Annotated in this window: 17 protein-coding genes and 1 tRNA gene; 13 read left to right on the top strand and 5 right to left on the bottom strand. The window is 38.4% G+C overall.

Annotated features, from left to right (window positions below):
• Window positions 1-114: 114 nt before the first annotated feature.
• On the top strand, window positions 115-1,182 hold the full coding sequence (locus QJV33_RS02410; protein WP_281461820.1) for a WD40 repeat domain-containing protein: 1,068 nt from the start codon (window positions 115-117) through the stop codon (window positions 1,180-1,182).
• A gap of 25 nt (window positions 1,183-1,207) precedes the next feature.
• Here QJV33_RS02410 and QJV33_RS02405 read toward each other — a convergent pair whose 3' ends face one another.
• From QJV33_RS02405 to QJV33_RS02395, 3 genes are all read right to left on the bottom strand, one after another.
• A complete protein-coding gene (locus QJV33_RS02405; RefSeq protein ID WP_281461819.1) occupies window positions 1,208-1,783 on the bottom strand; it encodes an NYN domain-containing protein in 576 nt (191 codons plus the stop codon).
• A 117-nt stretch (window positions 1,784-1,900) separates the two neighbouring features.
• Window positions 1,901-2,800, bottom strand: a complete 900-nt coding sequence (locus QJV33_RS02400) for a cation diffusion facilitator family transporter (protein WP_281461818.1) — start codon at window positions 2,798-2,800, stop codon at window positions 1,901-1,903.
• A gap of 44 nt (window positions 2,801-2,844) precedes the next feature.
• Entirely contained in the window at window positions 2,845-3,837 is a 993-nt protein-coding gene (locus tag QJV33_RS02395; RefSeq protein ID WP_281461817.1) for a cation diffusion facilitator family transporter, read from the bottom strand.
• A 196-nt stretch (window positions 3,838-4,033) separates the two neighbouring features.
• Between QJV33_RS02395 and QJV33_RS02390 the strand changes: the two genes are divergently transcribed.
• Window positions 4,034-5,656: an NAD(P)/FAD-dependent oxidoreductase gene (locus QJV33_RS02390; protein ID WP_281461816.1), complete on the top strand. Its 1,623-nt coding sequence runs from the start codon at window positions 4,034-4,036 to the stop codon at window positions 5,654-5,656.
• Window positions 5,657-5,756: 100 nt separating this feature from the next.
• Here the strand turns inward: QJV33_RS02390 and QJV33_RS02385 are convergent, their stop codons facing one another.
• Window positions 5,757-6,080: a YnfA family protein gene (locus QJV33_RS02385; protein WP_281461815.1), complete on the bottom strand. Its 324-nt coding sequence runs from the start codon at window positions 6,078-6,080 to the stop codon at window positions 5,757-5,759.
• Between the two features lie 247 nt (window positions 6,081-6,327).
• On the opposite strand from QJV33_RS02385, the gene QJV33_RS02380 reads away from it, so the two are divergent.
• From QJV33_RS02380 to QJV33_RS02365, 4 genes are all read left to right on the top strand, one after another.
• Window positions 6,328-7,704 carry a cytochrome ubiquinol oxidase subunit I gene (locus tag QJV33_RS02380; protein WP_281461814.1) on the top strand — a complete coding sequence of 459 codons (1,377 nt, stop codon included), beginning with the start codon at window positions 6,328-6,330 and terminating at the stop codon, window positions 7,702-7,704.
• Entirely contained in the window at window positions 7,701-8,705 is a 1,005-nt protein-coding gene (gene cydB / locus QJV33_RS02375; RefSeq protein ID WP_281461813.1) for a cytochrome d ubiquinol oxidase subunit II, read from the top strand. The genes QJV33_RS02380 and cydB overlap by 4 nt, the downstream gene beginning before the upstream one ends.
• Window positions 8,686-8,841, top strand: coding sequence for a hypothetical protein (locus QJV33_RS02370; protein WP_281461812.1), 156 nt, complete (start codon window positions 8,686-8,688; stop codon window positions 8,839-8,841). Before cydB ends, QJV33_RS02370 begins: the two co-directional genes overlap by 20 nt.
• 419 nt (window positions 8,842-9,260) lie before the next feature.
• Window positions 9,261-9,605 carry an aminotransferase-like domain-containing protein gene (locus QJV33_RS02365; RefSeq protein WP_281461811.1) on the top strand — a complete coding sequence of 115 codons (345 nt, stop codon included), beginning with the start codon at window positions 9,261-9,263 and terminating at the stop codon, window positions 9,603-9,605.
• Window positions 9,606-9,630: 25 nt separating this feature from the next.
• Here QJV33_RS02365 and QJV33_RS02360 read toward each other — a convergent pair whose 3' ends face one another.
• Entirely contained in the window at window positions 9,631-10,152 is a 522-nt protein-coding gene (locus tag QJV33_RS02360; RefSeq protein ID WP_281461810.1) for a GNAT family N-acetyltransferase, read from the bottom strand.
• 171 nt (window positions 10,153-10,323) lie between these two features.
• On the opposite strand from QJV33_RS02360, the gene QJV33_RS02355 reads away from it, so the two are divergent.
• The 7 genes from QJV33_RS02355 to QJV33_RS02325 all read left to right on the top strand — a co-directional run bounded on the left by QJV33_RS02355 (window position 10,324) and on the right by QJV33_RS02325 (window position 17,172).
• Entirely contained in the window at window positions 10,324-11,067 is a 744-nt protein-coding gene (locus tag QJV33_RS02355; RefSeq protein WP_281461809.1) for a tetratricopeptide repeat protein, read from the top strand.
• Between the two features lie 109 nt (window positions 11,068-11,176).
• Window positions 11,177-12,289 (top strand): glycosyltransferase family 2 protein, encoded by a 1,113-nt coding sequence (locus tag QJV33_RS02350; RefSeq protein ID WP_281461808.1) that lies wholly within the window; start codon window positions 11,177-11,179, stop codon window positions 12,287-12,289.
• 745 nt (window positions 12,290-13,034) lie between these two features.
• A complete protein-coding gene (gatC, locus tag QJV33_RS02345; RefSeq protein ID WP_281463372.1) occupies window positions 13,035-13,343 on the top strand; it encodes an Asp-tRNA(Asn)/Glu-tRNA(Gln) amidotransferase subunit GatC in 309 nt (102 codons plus the stop codon).
• Window positions 13,343-14,824: an Asp-tRNA(Asn)/Glu-tRNA(Gln) amidotransferase subunit GatA gene (gene gatA, locus QJV33_RS02340; RefSeq protein ID WP_281461807.1), complete on the top strand. Its 1,482-nt coding sequence runs from the start codon at window positions 13,343-13,345 to the stop codon at window positions 14,822-14,824. Before gatC ends, gatA begins: the two co-directional genes overlap by 1 nt.
• Window positions 14,821-16,272, top strand: coding sequence for an Asp-tRNA(Asn)/Glu-tRNA(Gln) amidotransferase subunit GatB (gatB, locus tag QJV33_RS02335; RefSeq protein WP_281461806.1), 1,452 nt, complete (start codon window positions 14,821-14,823; stop codon window positions 16,270-16,272). The genes gatA and gatB overlap by 4 nt, the downstream gene beginning before the upstream one ends.
• Window positions 16,273-16,348: 76 nt before the next feature.
• Window positions 16,349-16,552, top strand: coding sequence for a CPCC family cysteine-rich protein (locus QJV33_RS02330; RefSeq protein ID WP_281461805.1), 204 nt, complete (start codon window positions 16,349-16,351; stop codon window positions 16,550-16,552).
• A 528-nt stretch (window positions 16,553-17,080) separates the two neighbouring features.
• Window positions 17,081-17,172: transfer RNA gene (locus tag QJV33_RS02325), tRNA-Ser, on the top strand.
• Window positions 17,173-17,274: the final 102 nt, after the last annotated feature.

Genomic DNA, 17,274 nt, shown 5'->3' with positions numbered 1-17,274 from the left:
TCCCAAGAAACAAAATTGACGATAGACCAGATGTTAAGTAAGTTTAACTCTTAACCATATCCGTTATTTTCTAGATCAAAATTTTGCTACTTGAATTGAAAGAGATTAAATATCATGAAGACACCCCTGCAATTAATTGACAGTCGTGGGAAATTTAAAGAGGTTGAAGGGAATATAATTGATTGTGTTCATTCTCAAGATGGTCAATATATTGCTTTTGCGACGGCGGATGGGGATTTATGGTTGGTTGATCGTAAAGATTTGCAACAGCCTGAAAAGTGGCAAAAGTTGCAGCCTCATGAGGGGGGAATTTTATGCTTGTCCCAAGATATGACCCCTTCTGGCTTTATTACTGCGGGTGACGATAATCAAATCTTGCGGATTGTCCCGGGAAAAGAACCTGAATTGTTGGTAAAAACCAAACGTTGGGCGGAGCATATGGTGACTTGGTTTGATGCGACAGGCGTTAGTACACTCCTTGCTTTCAGTGTTGGTAAAGAGGTTCATGTCTATCAAGATCAGTTCGATGCCCCTATAACGATATTAGAACATGAATCCACTGTCAGTGATGTGGTTTTTAACAAAGACGGTCAAAAACTGGTAACGTCTTATTATAACGGCACAACCTTATGGTCTATAACAGGCAAAGAAAGCGCAAAAATAAAAGAGTTCGTTTGGAAAGGCAGTCATCTCGTTGTTGCGTTACATCCACAAGAAGAAGCCATTGTAACCGCTATGCAAGATCATGATTTACATGGGTGGCGTATTTCTGATGGGCATAATATGCGCATGAGTGGGTACCCAGTAAAGGTTCAATCTTTGAGTTTTTCCAATGATGGGAAATGGTTGGCGACCAGCGGTGCTGAATCGGTGGTGATGTGGCCATTTTTTGATGGTGGACCGATGGGAAAACCACCCGTTGAATTACCTGGTATTCCTGGGGGATATTGTACGATCGTGCGGTTTCATTCTGTTTATGCGGATTTACTTGCGGCAGGTTTTATTGATGGCAGTGTTTTATTAATCAGTCCAGACGGGGAAAAGGTGCTACCTATTACTTTGGGACAAGACAAGGATTTTGGTGCAATTACTGCTTTGAATTTCAACAGTTCAGGGGATATATTGTGTTTCGGTACAGAAAAAGGTGTGATTGGAGTTATTGATTTGGCAGCATCAGCATAATTGGCTCTGATGCTTTATAGGTAAATTATCGATCCTGTTTTTGTATTTTATGGATGATTTTTCCAAGCTCGTACCGTTCATCACAAATTTGGAAAAGCTCTCTATTTGGAGCGGCTTTTCCACGAAAAGAGCCATGCCATAAGGTAACCAACACACCTGCTTGTTTAACTGCTTGGATTGCGGGGATTAAATCCCCATCCCCTGTGGCAATGATTAGATGGTCAATTTGTTTGGTTAAGGCAAGTTGCATCATATCGACAACCATCAAGATATCGACACGTTTTTGGTGAAAGCTTAATGAGTTGCTTTCTTGATCTTCATATTTAGATAAAAAACCAAGCCGTACTTCAAAATGAGGAAGAAATTTCAATGCTTCAAAGAAATTCATCTTTCCTTCGTAAAGATTTCTATCATCTTCAGCGGTTGAAAAATCCAAACTTGGCAAACAATTATAGTAAAAAGTTCTGAACAAAAAATGGTCGGAAGTGATTTCTGTCACTAATTTTTCATAGTTGATTTGTATATTTGGGAATTCTTGTCGTGTGATATATTCAATATACCCAGCGTCAAGAAAGATTGCACAACGAGAAGAGATTTGCATATTTGTAACCAATTTGATTCAGTAATGCCGGTATAATATGCGAATTTTATCAAAAGATATATATTTTAATTATAAAAAAATAAAAAAAGATAAAATCTTCATAAAGTTACTCTTATTTTATTCTGTAATCGTTACTTTTGCTTCATTTTCGGGTTCAACATGAATATTTACTGAAATGCAACCAATTGCTTTTTTAAGCGCAACCTCTATACGGTCACAAATTTCATGGGCTTGGTAAACATTCATTGTGCCAGGAACGACCAAATGAAAATCAATAAAAGTAATTGCACCAACTTGACGAAAACGCACCATATGAAATTCCAATGCTTCGGGGGCATTTGATTTTATGATTTCATAGATATGTTCTGCCACTTGCGTGGATGGTGCTTGATCCATTAACCCGTTGAAAGAATCAATAATCACATGTAACCCCACGCGCAGAACATTAATGGCGATACAAAACCCTAGGATTGCGTCCAATAAGGTCCATTGAAAAATAGGAATTAAAATAAAGCCACTAATTAATCCAAATGTTGTCCAAACGTCAGATAAAATATGTTCCCCTCCCGCAATCAGGGTAGGGGAACAATATTTTCTGCCAATTTTGATCAGAATAATGCACCAGATTAAATTAACGATACCCGCCGTTCCATTAAAGAATATTCCAATAAAAGGCGCAGAGGGTAATTTGGGGTGCTGCCAAGCCTCAAGGGATTCATATATAATTAATCCCGCAGTGGTTAATATCAATAATCCTTCGATAGCTGCAGAAATATATTCCGCTTTATGATGACCATAGGGATGTTGTGGGTCAGCAGGGCGAGATGAAAAGATCAAAGCAATACACCCTAAGACCGCAGCAGCAACATTAATCAGCGTTTCAAGCATATCTGAATAGAATGCAACGCTGTTGGTACTGTACCAAGCCATGTATTTTAAAGAAAATACAACGATACTGATAATAATACTGCCAATACTGAATAGTATTTTTTTGTCTTGGACAACTTTAAAAATCATGGAGAGGGATTTCTATCTTATGTTTGCCAATAATGATGAAACGATCATACGGCTTCTACAAGGGCTAACAGACAAGCATCGGCTTCGTGCTGTAATTCGATTTGAATTGTTGTATGCCCAATTTTGAACCGATCTTTGAGCTGCTGCGAAGTCACGGATAGGAAATCATCCAAACGATGGTCAACATTACTGACCAAATGAACGGTCAATGCTGTTTCAGTGGTGCTCATTGCCCATATATGTAAATCATGTAAATCAACGATACTGGGCAATTCACGCAGATATTGTTCGACTTCTTTGCGATCAATATTGGTTGGCACACCATCCACCGCCAACGTCACAGAATCTTTGAGCAAAGACCATGTTCCCATGATGATGACAACGGAAACAAAAAGGCTGATAATCGGATCTAATAGATTAAAATTGGTAAAGAGGATGATAATCCCCGTAACAACCACCGCCAAGGAAAGCAACGCATCATAAGCCATGTGCAAGAAAGCGCCTTTGATATTTAAATCTTCTTTTTGTCCAGAAGCAAACATCATTGCGGTCACACCATTGACAACCACACCAATAGCCGCCACAATAATCACCGTCCACCCAGCAACTGGGGCGGGGTGCAGGATACGTTCAATGGCTTCCAGAATAATCCCACCTGTGACAATCAGCAAGATCACAGCATTGGTCAGGGACGCGAGAATTGAAGTTCTGCGGTACCCATAGGTAAAATTATCGGTTGGTTTTTTCTTTCCCAGAATGGCGGCAATCCAAGCGCATGCCAACGCAAGAATATCAGAAAGATTATGTCCGGCATCTGCCAATAATGCCAAAGAATTGCCCCAAAACCCCCATGCCGCTTCGGCGATGACGTAAATCAGGTTTAATGTGATTCCAATGGCAAATGCTGTGCCAAAGGATTTTGGAACATGGTGATGTCCATGAGAGTGTGAATGCGAATGACCATCGTTGCAGCCATGATGATGGTCGTCATTATGCTGGTGGTCATGTTCGTGATGATGATGGGAATGATCGGACATGTCAGGCGATCCTTGGTAATGAGGATTAATTTTATTTGATAAATAGGGGTAATACAGAAGAATGAATTTAACTTTCGTATTAATATACTGATTTTGATGGTAAATATAAATAGTTTTCTATGTTATTTATAGGGTATATCCTGAAAACATCTTACCTTGTTATTTTCTTAAATATTTTTTCACAGTAATAAAGCCGATGATTCGAATTACAGAACTAAAACTTCCTCTTAATCACAGTGATGCAGACCTTGAAAATGCACTTAAACAACGAATTTTAACAGATATTAAAGAATATCATATCGTTCGTCGTGGGTATGATGCGCGTAAACGGGGACATATTCTACTGGTTTACACGATTGATTGTGTTGTTGTCGATGATGCAGCGTATTTACGTGCCCATGCTCAAGATAAGTATATTCAAAAAGCACCCGCAGTTCAGTATCAATTTGTCGTGGATCGTGCTGCTGGTGAAAAAATATCCAACCAGTCTTCTTATCAAAGACCGATTGTGATTGGGGCGGGTCCATGCGGATTTATGGCGGGGCTTTTGCTGGCACAAATGGGGTTGCGTCCGTTGATTTTGGAACGAGGCAAAGCGGTACGTGAACGTACGGTGGATACATTTGCGTTTTGGCGCAAATCAAATTTTAATCCAGAAAGTAACGTTCAATATGGCGAAGGCGGTGCAGGAACTTTTTCGGATGGTAAATTATACACACAGATCAGCGACCCAAACCATTATGGGCATAAAGTATTAACCGAATTTGTCAAAGCGGGTGCGCCTGAAGAGATTTTATATCTTTCTAAACCCCATATTGGCACATTTCGATTGGTCAGTATGGTTGAGCAAATTCGTGCAGAAATTGAATCTTTGGGCGGAATCTATCAATTTAGTGCGCATGTTGAATCGATTTTAATGAATCAAGATCGTCAAGTTATGGGGGTTCAATTAATCGATGGCACACAAATTGCCAGTCGTCATGTAATCCTTGCTACGGGACATAGTGCCAGAGATATGATGAGCTCTTTATACAAAGATGGGGTTGCTATTCAAGCAAAACCTTTTTCTGTGGGCGTGCGGATAGAGCATCCTCAATCCATGATCGATCAAGTGCGCTTTGGTTCGCAAGCGGGTCATAAAAAGCTCGGAGCAGCGGATTATAAATTGGTGCATCATGCGGGGAATGAACGCGGGGTTTATTCTTTTTGTATGTGTCCTGGGGGAACGGTGGTTGCGGCAGCCTCAGAAGAAGGCGGTGTGGTCACGAATGGGATGAGCCAATATTCTCGTGCGGAACGCAACGCCAACGCGGCATTGGTGGTCAGTGTTGACCCACAAAAAGATTATCCAGATCATCCATTGGCAGGGATTGATTTTCAAAGAGCATTGGAACGCAAGGCTTTTGTCCTGGGTGGATCGGATTACAAGGCGCCAGTTCAACGGGTAGAAGATTTCCTTGCAGGGCGTGCAACCAAGGCATTAGGGGATGTCATTCCCTCTTATAAACCAGGCGTGACCCCGAGTAATCTGATTGATATTTTACCAAATTTTGTTGTGGATGCGATTAAGGAGGCTTTACCTTCCTTTAACCGAAAATTATCTGGCTTTAGCTTTGCCGATGCGGTGATGACGGGTGTTGAAACACGCACTTCTTCGCCTGTTCGTATTCCCAGAGAAGATAATGGTAACAGTATTAATACCCAAGGCTTATATCCCGCAGGCGAAGGGGCTGGTTATGCAGGAGGGATCATGTCTGCTGCGATTGATGGGATTAAAATGGCAGAAGCAGTGGCAAGATCAATCATAGGACAACCATAAATATATAATTTATAGTATGCTCGAAATGATATGTTGATAGCGTTTAGCATATCATTTCGTGTTTTCCTTAGAATAACTCTATAAAGCCGATAAAATTCAGTTATGAGCGTGGAGCGAATAAAATAATACTTGCTCCTAATAAACAAATGATTGCGCCTGTGATATCCCATTTATCGGGTGGAGTATCTTCGACCGCCCATAACCAGATCAAAGAGCAAATAATATAAATCCCACCATAAATGGCATAGGCACGACCAGCCATATCCACGTCTATTTTTGTTAAAATCCATGCGAAAAATAGCAAAGAGAACGTGCCTGGTATGATCCATAACGGGGTTTTCCCCAAACGCACCCATGCCCAAAAGGAAAAACATCCAGCAATTTCTGCAAACGCAGCCAAGAGGTAGAAGATAAAAGAGGTCATCAATATATTCTCAAAAAACGTTTTTTTGATAGAGGTTTAACTATAAAGATGCTATAATGCAGCAATCAAATTGATGTGAGGTTAAATAACATAGCAATGATGTCATATATGGTATAACAGATTACCATATATAAGCTTGTTAATGATCTGTTATGGTTTTTATTTTATTTTTTTATTTACTAGCATCATTACATGCTTAACAGTCTTTGTGCAGTATTTTTATTAACAAAGTGTATAAGGTGGAATTATGTTTTTTGGTCTTACAGCATTGGAATTGGCACGGATACAATTTGCATTTACCGTCTCGTTTCATATCATTTTTCCAGCGACTTCTATTGGTTTAGCCTGTTTTTTGGCGATTATTGAATGGAAGTGGCTGCAAACGAAGCAACAAGTTTATTTAGACATGTTTAAATATTGGTCTAAGATATTCGCGGTTGCGTTTGGAATGGGGGTTGTGTCGGGCATTGTGATGGCGTATCAATTCGGCACGAATTGGAGCGAATTTTCCCGTATTGCAGGAAGTGTCACAGGACCTTTGTTAACCTATGAAGTGTTAAGCGCGTTCTTTTTAGAGGCGGGCTTTCTTGGTATCATGTTATTTGGATGGGGACGCGTTGGACCCAAAGCCCATTTTACGGCGACTTTTATGGTTGCATTGGGAACATGTATTTCAATGTTTTGGATTTTGTCCTCGAACAGTTGGATGCAAACGCCTCAGGGATTTAGCGTCGAAAATGGGATTATTGTCCCCCATGATTGGTGGCAAATTATCTTTAACCCAAGTTTTATCCATCGATTACTTCACATGGGAACGGCGGCTTTTTTAGTATCTTCCTTATTGGTGGTTGGCGCGTCAGGATGGCAGTTATTACGTGGTCATCGCTCGCCAATGACAACAAAAGCATTTTCTATGGCGTTGTGGATGGTTTTGGCTACCTCTTGTGCTCAGGTTTATTTCGGCGATTCACAAGGGCTAAATACGTTGAAATATCAGCCTGCTAAATTGGCAGCTATTGAGGCACATTGGGAGACAAATACAGACAATCCAATGGCTTTGATTTTATTTACTATTCCAAATATGAAGCAAGAAAAAAACTATTATACTGTTTCTCTTCCTTATGTTGGCAGTTTGATTTTAACCCACCATTGGAATGGGGTGGTTAAAGGCTTAAAAGAGTTTCCACCACAAGATAGACCCAATTCTTTGATTGTTTTTTGGAGTTTCCGCTTGATGGTTGGGTTGTGCTTCTTGATGATTATAATGTCATTCACAGCCTTGTGGTTGCGGTATAAAAAACGATTATATACCAGCAAATGGTTCAGTTACTTTGCGCTCTTTATGGGACCAACAGGATATATTGCGTTACTGTCAGGTTGGGTAACCACAGAAGTTGGTCGCCAACCATGGGTGGTCTATAATATGTTACGCACGGAACATGGTTTTTCAAACACGGTTGTTGCAGATCAAGTCGGATTAAGTTTGATTGTTTTCGTCATTGTTTACACGGTCGTTTTTGGCAGTGGCATATATTATATTTTTAAATTAATCAATCAAGGACCCAAAGAATACGCATTATATGCTCCATCTGCAAAAGTGAATAATAAGGAAGAGCTATTATGATAGATTTAGCGATTATTTGGGCAAGTATCATTGCGCTTGGTGTGTTGATTTATATCGTTTTGGATGGTTTTGATTTGGGAATAGGGATTTTATTTCCTTTTATCAAAAATCATAAACATCGTGATGTGATGATGAATAGTGTTGCCCCCGTTTGGGATGGGAACGAAACATGGATGGTTTTAGGAGGGGCTGGATTATTTGCAGCGTTTCCATTGGTCTATGCCACGGTTTTATCAGCTTTATATATTCCAATTATTCTAATGCTTGTCTCTCTTATTTTCCGAGGGGTGGCTTTTGAGTTTCGCTTTAAAGCACATCGCAGTAAATATTTATGGGATTGGGCGTTTATTTGGGGATCAACCTTAGCCAGTTTTTTCCAAGGGGTTATTTTGGGCGCATATATCCAAGGGATACATGTGGTCAATAACGCCTATGCTGGTGGTCCTCTGGATTGGTTAACACCGTTTTCTTTGTTTACGGGTGTGGGTGTTGTGATGATGTATGCGGCTTTGGGATGTGCATGGCTTATTTTAAAAACTAAAGAAGATTTGCAACAAAGCATGTATCATTTAATGCCTAAATTACTCATTGGATTATTGGTCATTTTTGTAGGTGTTAGTTTATATACGCCTTTTATTCATCCAGAGATTGCATCACGCTGGTTTACAATGCCTAATTTATTATATCTTTCACCAGTGCCGGTTTTAGTATTGCTATTCTCTTGGCTTATTTTGCGTGCATGTCGGACGCAGTGTGACAAGCAACCTTTTTTATATATTTTATGTTTGGTATTGATTACCTATGCTGGGTTTTTAATCAGTCTATGGCCTAATATTATTCCACCGTCTGTTACGTTGTGGCAGGCAGCAGCGCCTCATAGTAGTCAATTATTTGCTTTGATTGGTGTTGGGATTTTATTGCCGATTATTATTGCTTATACAATATTAACCTATTGGGTGTTTAAAAATAAAGTGGGGGTAGATGATGAAGGGTATCATTAATCGCACAAAGAATATTCAACTCAAACAATGGCAATGGTTTATTGTTTTATGGTTGTCTGGGGTCTTGTCTTTGGGGATTGTGGCGCAGTGCTTTCGGGTACTATTATTGATGGCAAAGAACAGCCTTTATCACTAAGGATGTAGGTATGTTATTATTATAGTGCTACTTTTGCTTTTTTGATGTTGAGATCACTGTATAAATTTAAACAGCTTGCTAAAAATATTCAATTCTTGATCGAAAGCGGGTCTTGGGCTGCGCATAAAAGTTACCTTCTTTGAGAGCACAGGCTCACAGCTCTGGATATAGCTTGATGACGATATTAAACACGTATCAAGAATTGGAAGCAAAAGGATGGTTTATACGAAACAAAATCTGGATATTATGTATCTGGGGGATAAATATACCCCCAGAATACACGAATAAAGTTGTGTTAACTACGAATATTAAAATCAATTCATTGGTATTCGATTATCTAAAAAAGCTGCAACAAGATCATATTATTCCACTAGGGATCAGCATTTCCGTCGCTTTCATTATTGTGCAATACCTATTTTATGAGAATCCTTGCACGACATGCAAAAATATCCAATAGTTTATTGATTACAGATAGTATGCCCCTTGGCTCTTTGCCACGGCGACAAATCCTTGCCAGTCGGTATAGTTTAAATGGGATTTCCACTCAGCCAGAAGATATTGTGATTACCTTTGGGGCGTTGGATGCGCTAAATCTGTCGTTACAAGCATTAACCAAGCTAGGTGATTGTATCTTATTACAACAAACAATTTTCTATGGTGCTTGGCAAGTAGTAGAAAGGTTGGGGTTAAACGTTATCACCATTCCCGAACATCCCAAGCATGGATTTGATGTAAGTGCGTTTGAAAGTGCTTTAACAAACTAATCCGATTAAAATATGTTGGTTGATGTTACGCTGTGATTGAATAGTAATCTGGTAAAAAACATTCCATATAAGTTGCATTATCTCCATATGTTTTCAGCTTTTTTTGTAAATAAGCATTAGGAGGAATGACTTTAAATCCATATTTTTCCCAGAAGGGCACTGAATTTTGAATTGAAATCAATGACGCATGTTGAAATTGTTTTTCAAGAGCAGTTTTTGCGAAATATTGTATCAGTAATTTACCGACTCCCAACCCTCTGGCATTGGGGTGAATTGCCAAATCATGTAAATATAAACAATTAGGATCAGGCTCTGTGGTTTGTGTATTGCTGTGTAATTGGGGTGGGTTTCCCAAACTGGAAGGGAGAGAGAGCAAATATCCTCTGACCCCGTTAGTATCTTTGGCAACAAAACATGTATTAGGGCTGGTATGGAGTTTTGATGCCATGACTTCTGGGGATTCTGGTTCTATTTCATGGTAACAAAGATCTTGAATTCTTAAAATATCGTCTAATTCGCGATCTGTAGCGGGATAAATATTCATCATTATTTTTTCATAAAATCAACGGTTTAAAAATGACATTATCTATATCACTTTGTTAAATAAAGGAAAAGTAGATAAATTGTATTTATGAAGGGAAAAGAAATTGTTACAAACACTTATTTTGGCGTTATATTGTAAAAAATTCTATGATTTCAGTGATAAAAGGTACTAAAGATGAAGTGTTTTTGGCGGTTATTATTTGTGATGCTTGGATGTTTTCCAGTCCATATAGCCATCGCTCAAACCAATATTATTGTTTCTCCGAATAAACCGAGGACCGATATTGTTTCCCATACCTCTATGGATGTGACTGACATGGAAAAACAAGCAAATTTAGGACATGTCAAAGCTCAATTTAACCTTGGCGTGTTATATTTAGAAGGCAAGAAGGTTTCCAAAGACTATCATAAAGCGATCCAATATTTTGAACAAGCAGCCAATCAAGGTGACGCACAATCGCAATTTAATCTTGGTGTAATTTATTTTCAGGGGGTTGCAACACCCCAAGACTATATGAAGGCAATGAAATATTATCAAATGTCTGCATTTCAATATATGCCCAAAGCAGATTTCAATGTTGGGTATATGTACGAACATGGCATGGGGGTAAAACAAGATATGCAACAAGCAATCTTGTGGTACAAAAGGGCAGCAGAACAAAATGTACCAGAAGCCCAATATAATTTAGCACTTATTTATTATCAAGGAGAAGGCGGTGCTGTTGAATATCATAAAGCATTAGAGTTATTTAAGGCGGCGGCTAAAAATGGTCATTCTGATGGGGCTTATAATGCGGGATATATGTATGAAACAGGCACAGGAACAGATGTAGATAAAGAAAAAGCTAAATTGTATTTCAAGCAATCTTGTGATTTGCATAATGCGGATGGGTGTAAAGAATATAAAGAGCATTTATAATTCATGTTATCATTGATGAATGCCAGCAATTTATACATATATTATTTTGCAAGTTCATTTTGTTGATCTATAATTTGTGTCATTCAAATCCTTTGATTAGAGAGTCAATATGCCCAATATCCGTTGTATTACCATGCAGAAAAATGAAACTTATTTATTAGACGCATGGATCAAATATTATACATATTTATTTGGTATAGAGAATTTGTATATTTTGGATAATGGATCGACCAATGAAAAAACAAAAGAGATTTTATCTTCTTATGAAGTGCTTGGATGTCATGTGATAAGGCAGTATGATACTGGCAAAGATTTTGAAGATAAAGGTGATATTATTGGTAATATCATCAAGGAATGGGATAAAAAAGAAGCATATGATTTTGCTATTCCCATTGATATAGATGAATTTATTATCTTACAACAAGAGTATCCATCATGTAACAAAGATGAAATCCATCATTATTTTCAAAGTTTGGTTGGGATTCAAGATGCGTTTTTAATGCATGAATCTTATCTGAATGTTCCAGGTGAGGTTGGTTTTTTCTCACCGACTTGTGTTGCAAAAGGTTTTTTTGCACGCAATACAATTCAGTATTTAGATCATGGTTTTCATCATCCTGCTGCTCGAAATTCTAAAAAAAAGTTTGATACTCGGTTGGCTTATGTTCACTTTCATAATCGTTCATTTGAGGAAACATTGGCATTGGCAAAAGCGAAATTGACCCCTTATGTTAATGTCAATAATTTAGAATCTGTAAAGAATTACGTAGGGCCAGGTGGGCATCTGGTTCAGTATTTTTCCATGAGTAAATATGAATATTTTCAACTCTATCGTAATCATGGTAATATTTATTTTTATCAATTAATTCAATTGTTTTTGTCCCTTTCGATTGATATAGATTCTGTTTTTAACGCCAAATATATCCCCATACAGCCCTCTGATCTACACAAAATTCTTATTCGATATCCAGATGTAAATAAACCCGAAAATTACTCGATTGGATATGTTGATATAATACAATATTTATTAACGAGCAAAGATGTCAAAGATGCTGGCATTCATCCTATTCGGCACATTTGTTTACATGGATTTATCGATGAAACACGTATGACGAACGTGCTACATTCTACCCTTTCAGTGCCACGAGATAATTTTACTCAATATTTATCCAACCCAAATGATTTATATATCTTTAATTTAAAATTATCACAGTTAAAATAACTAAGAATAGTCTGTTTTATGTTGTTTATATTGGTGTGGGTTCTAATGATTGATTGTTTGTTATTAAAGCACAGACCAACAGTTTATCGATAATTTTTTTAGGTTAATAAATGAATTAAAATCATAAATATTCATAAAGAGTTTAGTATTTTTTCATGTGTAATATATCATAATGTAGTATCAGAGAAATAATGGTGAACGCTAGCAGAACCCATAAAAATTGAGTAAATAGTTTGCGTATTGGTGCAATCGGTCTTTTTTGTAGATAAAGCAAAACCCAAGGAGCCCAGCAAAAAATACCCATATCAAAAACAATATTCATGGTTATTTTTAAAGAAATATCATTTGAGGAAATATGCGAGGGATAACGCGATGGTATAAAAATGTCGGTTGTTTGAATACAAGATTCAGAGCGATATAAGAGTGTACTATTGATTATGAGGAGAATAATGATCCATAAATAGATCATTAGATGCGCCCAAAATAGCTTTTTTCCTTTATAGTTTGTATTAAATAATGATTTTTGAGGTGTTTGTGTAAAACAATAAATCAAATTATAAAGAACGGGTACAAAGAAAATCAAAAAAGGCAAAATACATATCAATAAGATCATCAATAATGGGGCTAACTCATTCATTTTCGTATCTTCTATAATAATTTTAATAACCCTTATTTCTTTGATCTCATATTATGGTATAGAATAAAAGTAATTTTGAAATTTATAAACTCAAGCACTATTGAAACGATGGGGGCTGAATTGACGGATAAAATATTGGATACGAAAATTGTCCAACGTGTTGCCAAACTTTCTTCTTTGGCGGTCAAAGAGGATGAGTTGACGACTTACGCCACGGATTTGGGTGGCATTATCAATTGGATGGAACAATTAAACGAAGTTGATATTACCGATGTGCAGCCAATGGTTGGCACGGAAATTGCCCAGTTGCGTTTACGTGAAGATGTTGTGACGGATGGGGACTGTAAAGAAGATGTTCTTTCCAATGCTCCTGAACGGATTGCTGATTTTTATGCTGTGCCAAAGGTGGTTGAATAATGTTAACGGGAATGAAAATTACCGAGGCAGTCGATGGATTGCGTCAAAAGAAATTTAGTGCCGAGGAATTAACCAAAGCGCATATCAAAGCGATAGACCAATTAAATAATCGTATCAATGCGTATATTACGGTGACTGCGGACGCTGCAACTCAACAAGCCAAAGAAGCAGATAAAAAATTGGCTGCTGGGAATGCACCTGCATTAACGGGTATTCCTTTGGCAATCAAAGATTTATTTTGTACCAAAGGCGTTAAAACCACCGCAGCCAGCCGTATTTTAGAAAATTTTGTGCCTCCTTATGAAAGCACAGTCACCGCTAATTTATTGCGTGATGGTGCTGTATTTTTGGGCAAAGTGAATCTTGATGAATTTGCAATGGGTTCTGGAAATTTAAACTCTGCCTTTGGTGCGGTGGAAAATCCATGGAAACGTAAGGGTGAAGATACATTCCTCGTTCCTGGCGGATCTTCTGGTGGTTCTGCTGCTGCGGTTGCTGCACAAATGGCAATGGGTGCAACGGGAACAGATACGGGTGGCTCTATTCGTCAGCCTGCGGCTTATTGTGGGATTACGGGGATTAAACCAACTTATGGTCGTTGCAGCCGTTGGGGGATTATTGCCTATGCAAGTTCTCTCGATCAAGCTGGCCCAATGGGGAAATCCGTTGAAGATTGTGCAATTATGTTGCAATCAATGGCTGGTTTTGATCCAAAAGACAGTACTTCTGTAGATAAAGAAGTGCCTGATTATCGTGCAGCGTGTAACCGTTCTTTAAAAGGTATGAAAGTTGGTATTCCAATGGAATATCGTGCGCCTGGCTTGTCCCCTGAAATAGAAGCCGTTTGGCAGCAAGGGATTAACTGGCTCAAAGAAGCAGGTTGTGAAATTGTGGATGTTTCATTACCTCATACCAAATATGGTTTAGCAACCTATTACATTATTGCTCCTGCTGAAGCATCTTCAAACCTAGCACGTTACGATGGCGTTCGTTATGGTCGTCGTGTTGTGGGTAACAGCTTGGATGAGCTTTATGCAAATACACGCGGTGAAGGATTTGGTGACGAAGTTAAACGTCGTATCTTGATGGGCACTTATGTGCTTTCTGCGGGATATTATGATGCGTATTATTTACGTGCGCAAAAAGTACGTAAATTAATTTATCAAGATTTCACGAATGTGTTTGATAAGGTTGACGTGTTGTTAACCCCAACGGCTCCAACTGCAGCTTTTGCCAAAGGTGAAAATCAAGAAGATCCCGTGCAAATGTATTTGAATGATATCTTCACGGTTCCTGCCAGCATGGCTGGGGTTCCTGGTTTGGCACTTCCTGCGGGATTAAGCAGTCAGGGATTGCCTTTGGGATTACAATTATTGGGTCGTCCTTTTGGTGAGGAAACGTTGTTTGCCGTTGGTTCTGCGATGGAAAAAGCAGCAAACTTTACCCATAAACCCACTCTTATTGCTGGAGGTTCCCTATGAGTTATATGATTGAAGGTTCAACGGGTGCTTGGGAAGTAGTCATCGGGTTGGAAGTTCACGCGCAAGTCATCAGTAAAGCCAAATTATTCTCTGGCGCATCAGCACATTTCGGTGCTGACCCGAATATGCATGTCAGCCTTGTGGATGCTGCATTTCCTGGAATGTTGCCCGTTTTGAACCGTGAATGTGTGGATCAAGCCATTCGTACAGGACTTGGGTTAAATGCTAAAATTAACTTGATGAGCCGTTTTGATCGCAAGAATTATTTTTATGCGGATTTGCCTCAAGGCTATCAAATTTCTCAGTTTGAGTTTCCGATTGTTGGGGAAGGCACGATTGAAATTGAACTAGAAGATGGTTCGGTTAAGAATATTGGGATTACTCGTTTGCATTTGGAACAAGATGCAGGGAAATCCATTCATGATTTAACACCCAAAGACACGGTTGTGGATTTAAACCGTTCTGGCGTGGCGTTGATGGAAATCGTCAGTGAACCTGATATGCGTTCCCCAGAAGAAGCAGGGGCTTATCTTCGTAAAATCCGTGCGATTGTGCGTTATCTTGGCACATGTGATGGAAATATGGAAGAGGGTTCTATGCGTGCCGACGTGAATGTGTCTGTGCGTAAGCCTGGTGAAGAGTATCGTACGCGTTGTGAATTAAAAAATATCAACTCTATTCGTTATGTGATGCAGGCAATTGAGATCGAAGCCAAACGTCATATTGAGATTTACGAAAATGGCGGTGAAGTCGATCAAGAAACCCGTTTATTCGATGTGGCTCGTGGGGAAACCCGCACGATGCGCAGCAAAGAAAACGCGCACGATTATCGTTATTTCCCTGATCCAGATTTATTGCCCTTGATTGTCGAGCAATCTCATGTTGATTATTTAAAATCAACTTTGGCGGAATTGCCTGATGATAAACGCAATCGTTTCCAATCAGAATATGGATTACCTCGTTATGATGCAAATGTATTGGTTGCTGAACAAGATATTGCGAATTTCTTTGAACAAGTTGCCAAAGGACGTGATGGTCGTATGGCATCCAATTGGGTCACGGGTGAGCTGTTTGCTGTATTGAACAAGCAAGGATTAACAATCCACGAAAGTCCAGTCAGTGCAGACGCATTGGGTGCATTATTAGATTTGATTGCTGATAACACCATTAATGGTAAAATTGCCAAAGAAGTCTTTGAAGATATGGTTGAAACAGGCGATATGCCTGCGGATATTGTGGAACGCAAAGGGTTAAAGCAAGTTACTGATACGGGCGCAATTGAAAAAGTGATTGCAGATATTTTGACCGCTAATCCTGATAAAGTTGAACAATATAAATCTGGTAAAGATAAATTATTTGGGTTCTTTGTTGGGCAAGTCATGAAAGAAATGCAAGGTAAAGCCAACCCTGGCATTGTCAATGAATTGTTGAAAAAACAATTATCTTAAAAGATAATTGAGAGCCTCTTAATACGTCGTTAATAGATTTGAGTAATTTTTGTTAAAATGTATTAAGAGGTTCAAAATGACATATCCATGCGCTTGTTGTAGTTTTTTAACCAGAGCTGAACCCAGTAATGGGAATTATGATATTTGTTCTGTCTGTTTTTGGGAAGATGATCCTATACAAAATGATCAAGCTGATGCAGATAGTGGATCTAATAGAATAACGCTTCATCAAGCACGGTTGAACTTTAAAGAATTAGGACAAGTGAGCAAAGATTTATAAAAAATGTTCGAGCACCAGATAAGACAAAATATCCTATCTGCCTTGTTTGATAGCATCTAGTTGAACAATTTTGCTAGGGTTATCAGTATATTATATAAATTGATAATTTCTCTGAACCAAAGCAAAAAGATCATTTTCCTCTTGCAGTTCGGGTAATTTATTTTGAATTTTATCAAAAAAATAGCGGTAATCTCATTAGGTGCAACAAGTTTATTTTTGATCCTAACATTAATAATCATGTCGTAATCAGCAATAATTGTATTTTCGTTAGTCTTGGTAACGATTGGTCAAGATAATCATCGAGCATATTCTTGTTTAGACGTTTAAAAGAGAAGAGTATGTCTCTTTATTATAGAATTAGTACAGGTAAAGCCGAGGTCATCTTTTGATAGTGTTTTAATTCATCATAAATAAACAGCTTTAAACATAATTATTTTAAAAAAATATAAAAAGGAAATTGACAGTTTCTTCATAAACGATTAGAACCATATCAGAGCAAACGCCGTGTTACTAAGCAACTCTTCTTGCGGAGGGGTGGCCGAGAGGCTGAAGGCGGCGGTTTGCTAAACCGTTGTACGATGAAAGTCGTACCGTGGGTTCGAATCCCATCCCCTCCGCCATTTATGTTAATTAACATATTGATTTTATTATATATTTCCTTAAAAATTAAATCTGACCCATAATAAAACCCATCTTATGGATTGAATAGATTCTTATCAAGC

The organism is Commensalibacter nepenthis (assembly GCF_029953305.1).
In the GTDB taxonomy this organism is placed as follows: domain Bacteria; phylum Pseudomonadota; class Alphaproteobacteria; order Acetobacterales; family Acetobacteraceae; genus Commensalibacter; species Commensalibacter nepenthis.
The sequence above is the reverse complement of the archived record's forward strand: the minus strand, read 5'-3'. Positions and strand labels throughout refer to the sequence as shown.

Coding starts and splice junctions, on each gene's coding strand:
- QJV33_RS02410 (WP_281461820.1), top strand. CDS start 115: ATGAAGACACCCCTGCAATTAATTGACAGTCGTGGGAAATTTAAAGAG.
- QJV33_RS02405 (WP_281461819.1), bottom strand. CDS start 1,783: ATGCAAATCTCTTCTCGTTGTGCAATCTTTCTTGACGCTGGGTATATT.
- QJV33_RS02400 (WP_281461818.1), bottom strand. CDS start 2,800: ATGATTTTTAAAGTTGTCCAAGACAAAAAAATACTATTCAGTATTGGC.
- QJV33_RS02395 (WP_281461817.1), bottom strand. CDS start 3,837: ATGTCCGATCATTCCCATCATCATCACGAACATGACCACCAGCATAAT.
- QJV33_RS02390 (WP_281461816.1), top strand. CDS start 4,034: ATGATTCGAATTACAGAACTAAAACTTCCTCTTAATCACAGTGATGCA.
- QJV33_RS02385 (WP_281461815.1), bottom strand. CDS start 6,080: ATGACCTCTTTTATCTTCTACCTCTTGGCTGCGTTTGCAGAAATTGCT.
- QJV33_RS02380 (WP_281461814.1), top strand. CDS start 6,328: ATGTTTTTTGGTCTTACAGCATTGGAATTGGCACGGATACAATTTGCA.
- cydB (WP_281461813.1), top strand. CDS start 7,701: ATGATAGATTTAGCGATTATTTGGGCAAGTATCATTGCGCTTGGTGTG.
- QJV33_RS02370 (WP_281461812.1), top strand. CDS start 8,686: ATGATGAAGGGTATCATTAATCGCACAAAGAATATTCAACTCAAACAA.
- QJV33_RS02365 (WP_281461811.1), top strand. CDS start 9,261: ATGAGAATCCTTGCACGACATGCAAAAATATCCAATAGTTTATTGATT.
- QJV33_RS02360 (WP_281461810.1), bottom strand. CDS start 10,152: ATGATGAATATTTATCCCGCTACAGATCGCGAATTAGACGATATTTTA.
- QJV33_RS02355 (WP_281461809.1), top strand. CDS start 10,324: ATGAAGTGTTTTTGGCGGTTATTATTTGTGATGCTTGGATGTTTTCCA.
- QJV33_RS02350 (WP_281461808.1), top strand. CDS start 11,177: ATGCCCAATATCCGTTGTATTACCATGCAGAAAAATGAAACTTATTTA.
- gatC (WP_281463372.1), top strand. CDS start 13,035: ATGGGGGCTGAATTGACGGATAAAATATTGGATACGAAAATTGTCCAA.
- gatA (WP_281461807.1), top strand. CDS start 13,343: ATGTTAACGGGAATGAAAATTACCGAGGCAGTCGATGGATTGCGTCAA.
- gatB (WP_281461806.1), top strand. CDS start 14,821: ATGAGTTATATGATTGAAGGTTCAACGGGTGCTTGGGAAGTAGTCATC.
- QJV33_RS02330 (WP_281461805.1), top strand. CDS start 16,349: ATGACATATCCATGCGCTTGTTGTAGTTTTTTAACCAGAGCTGAACCC.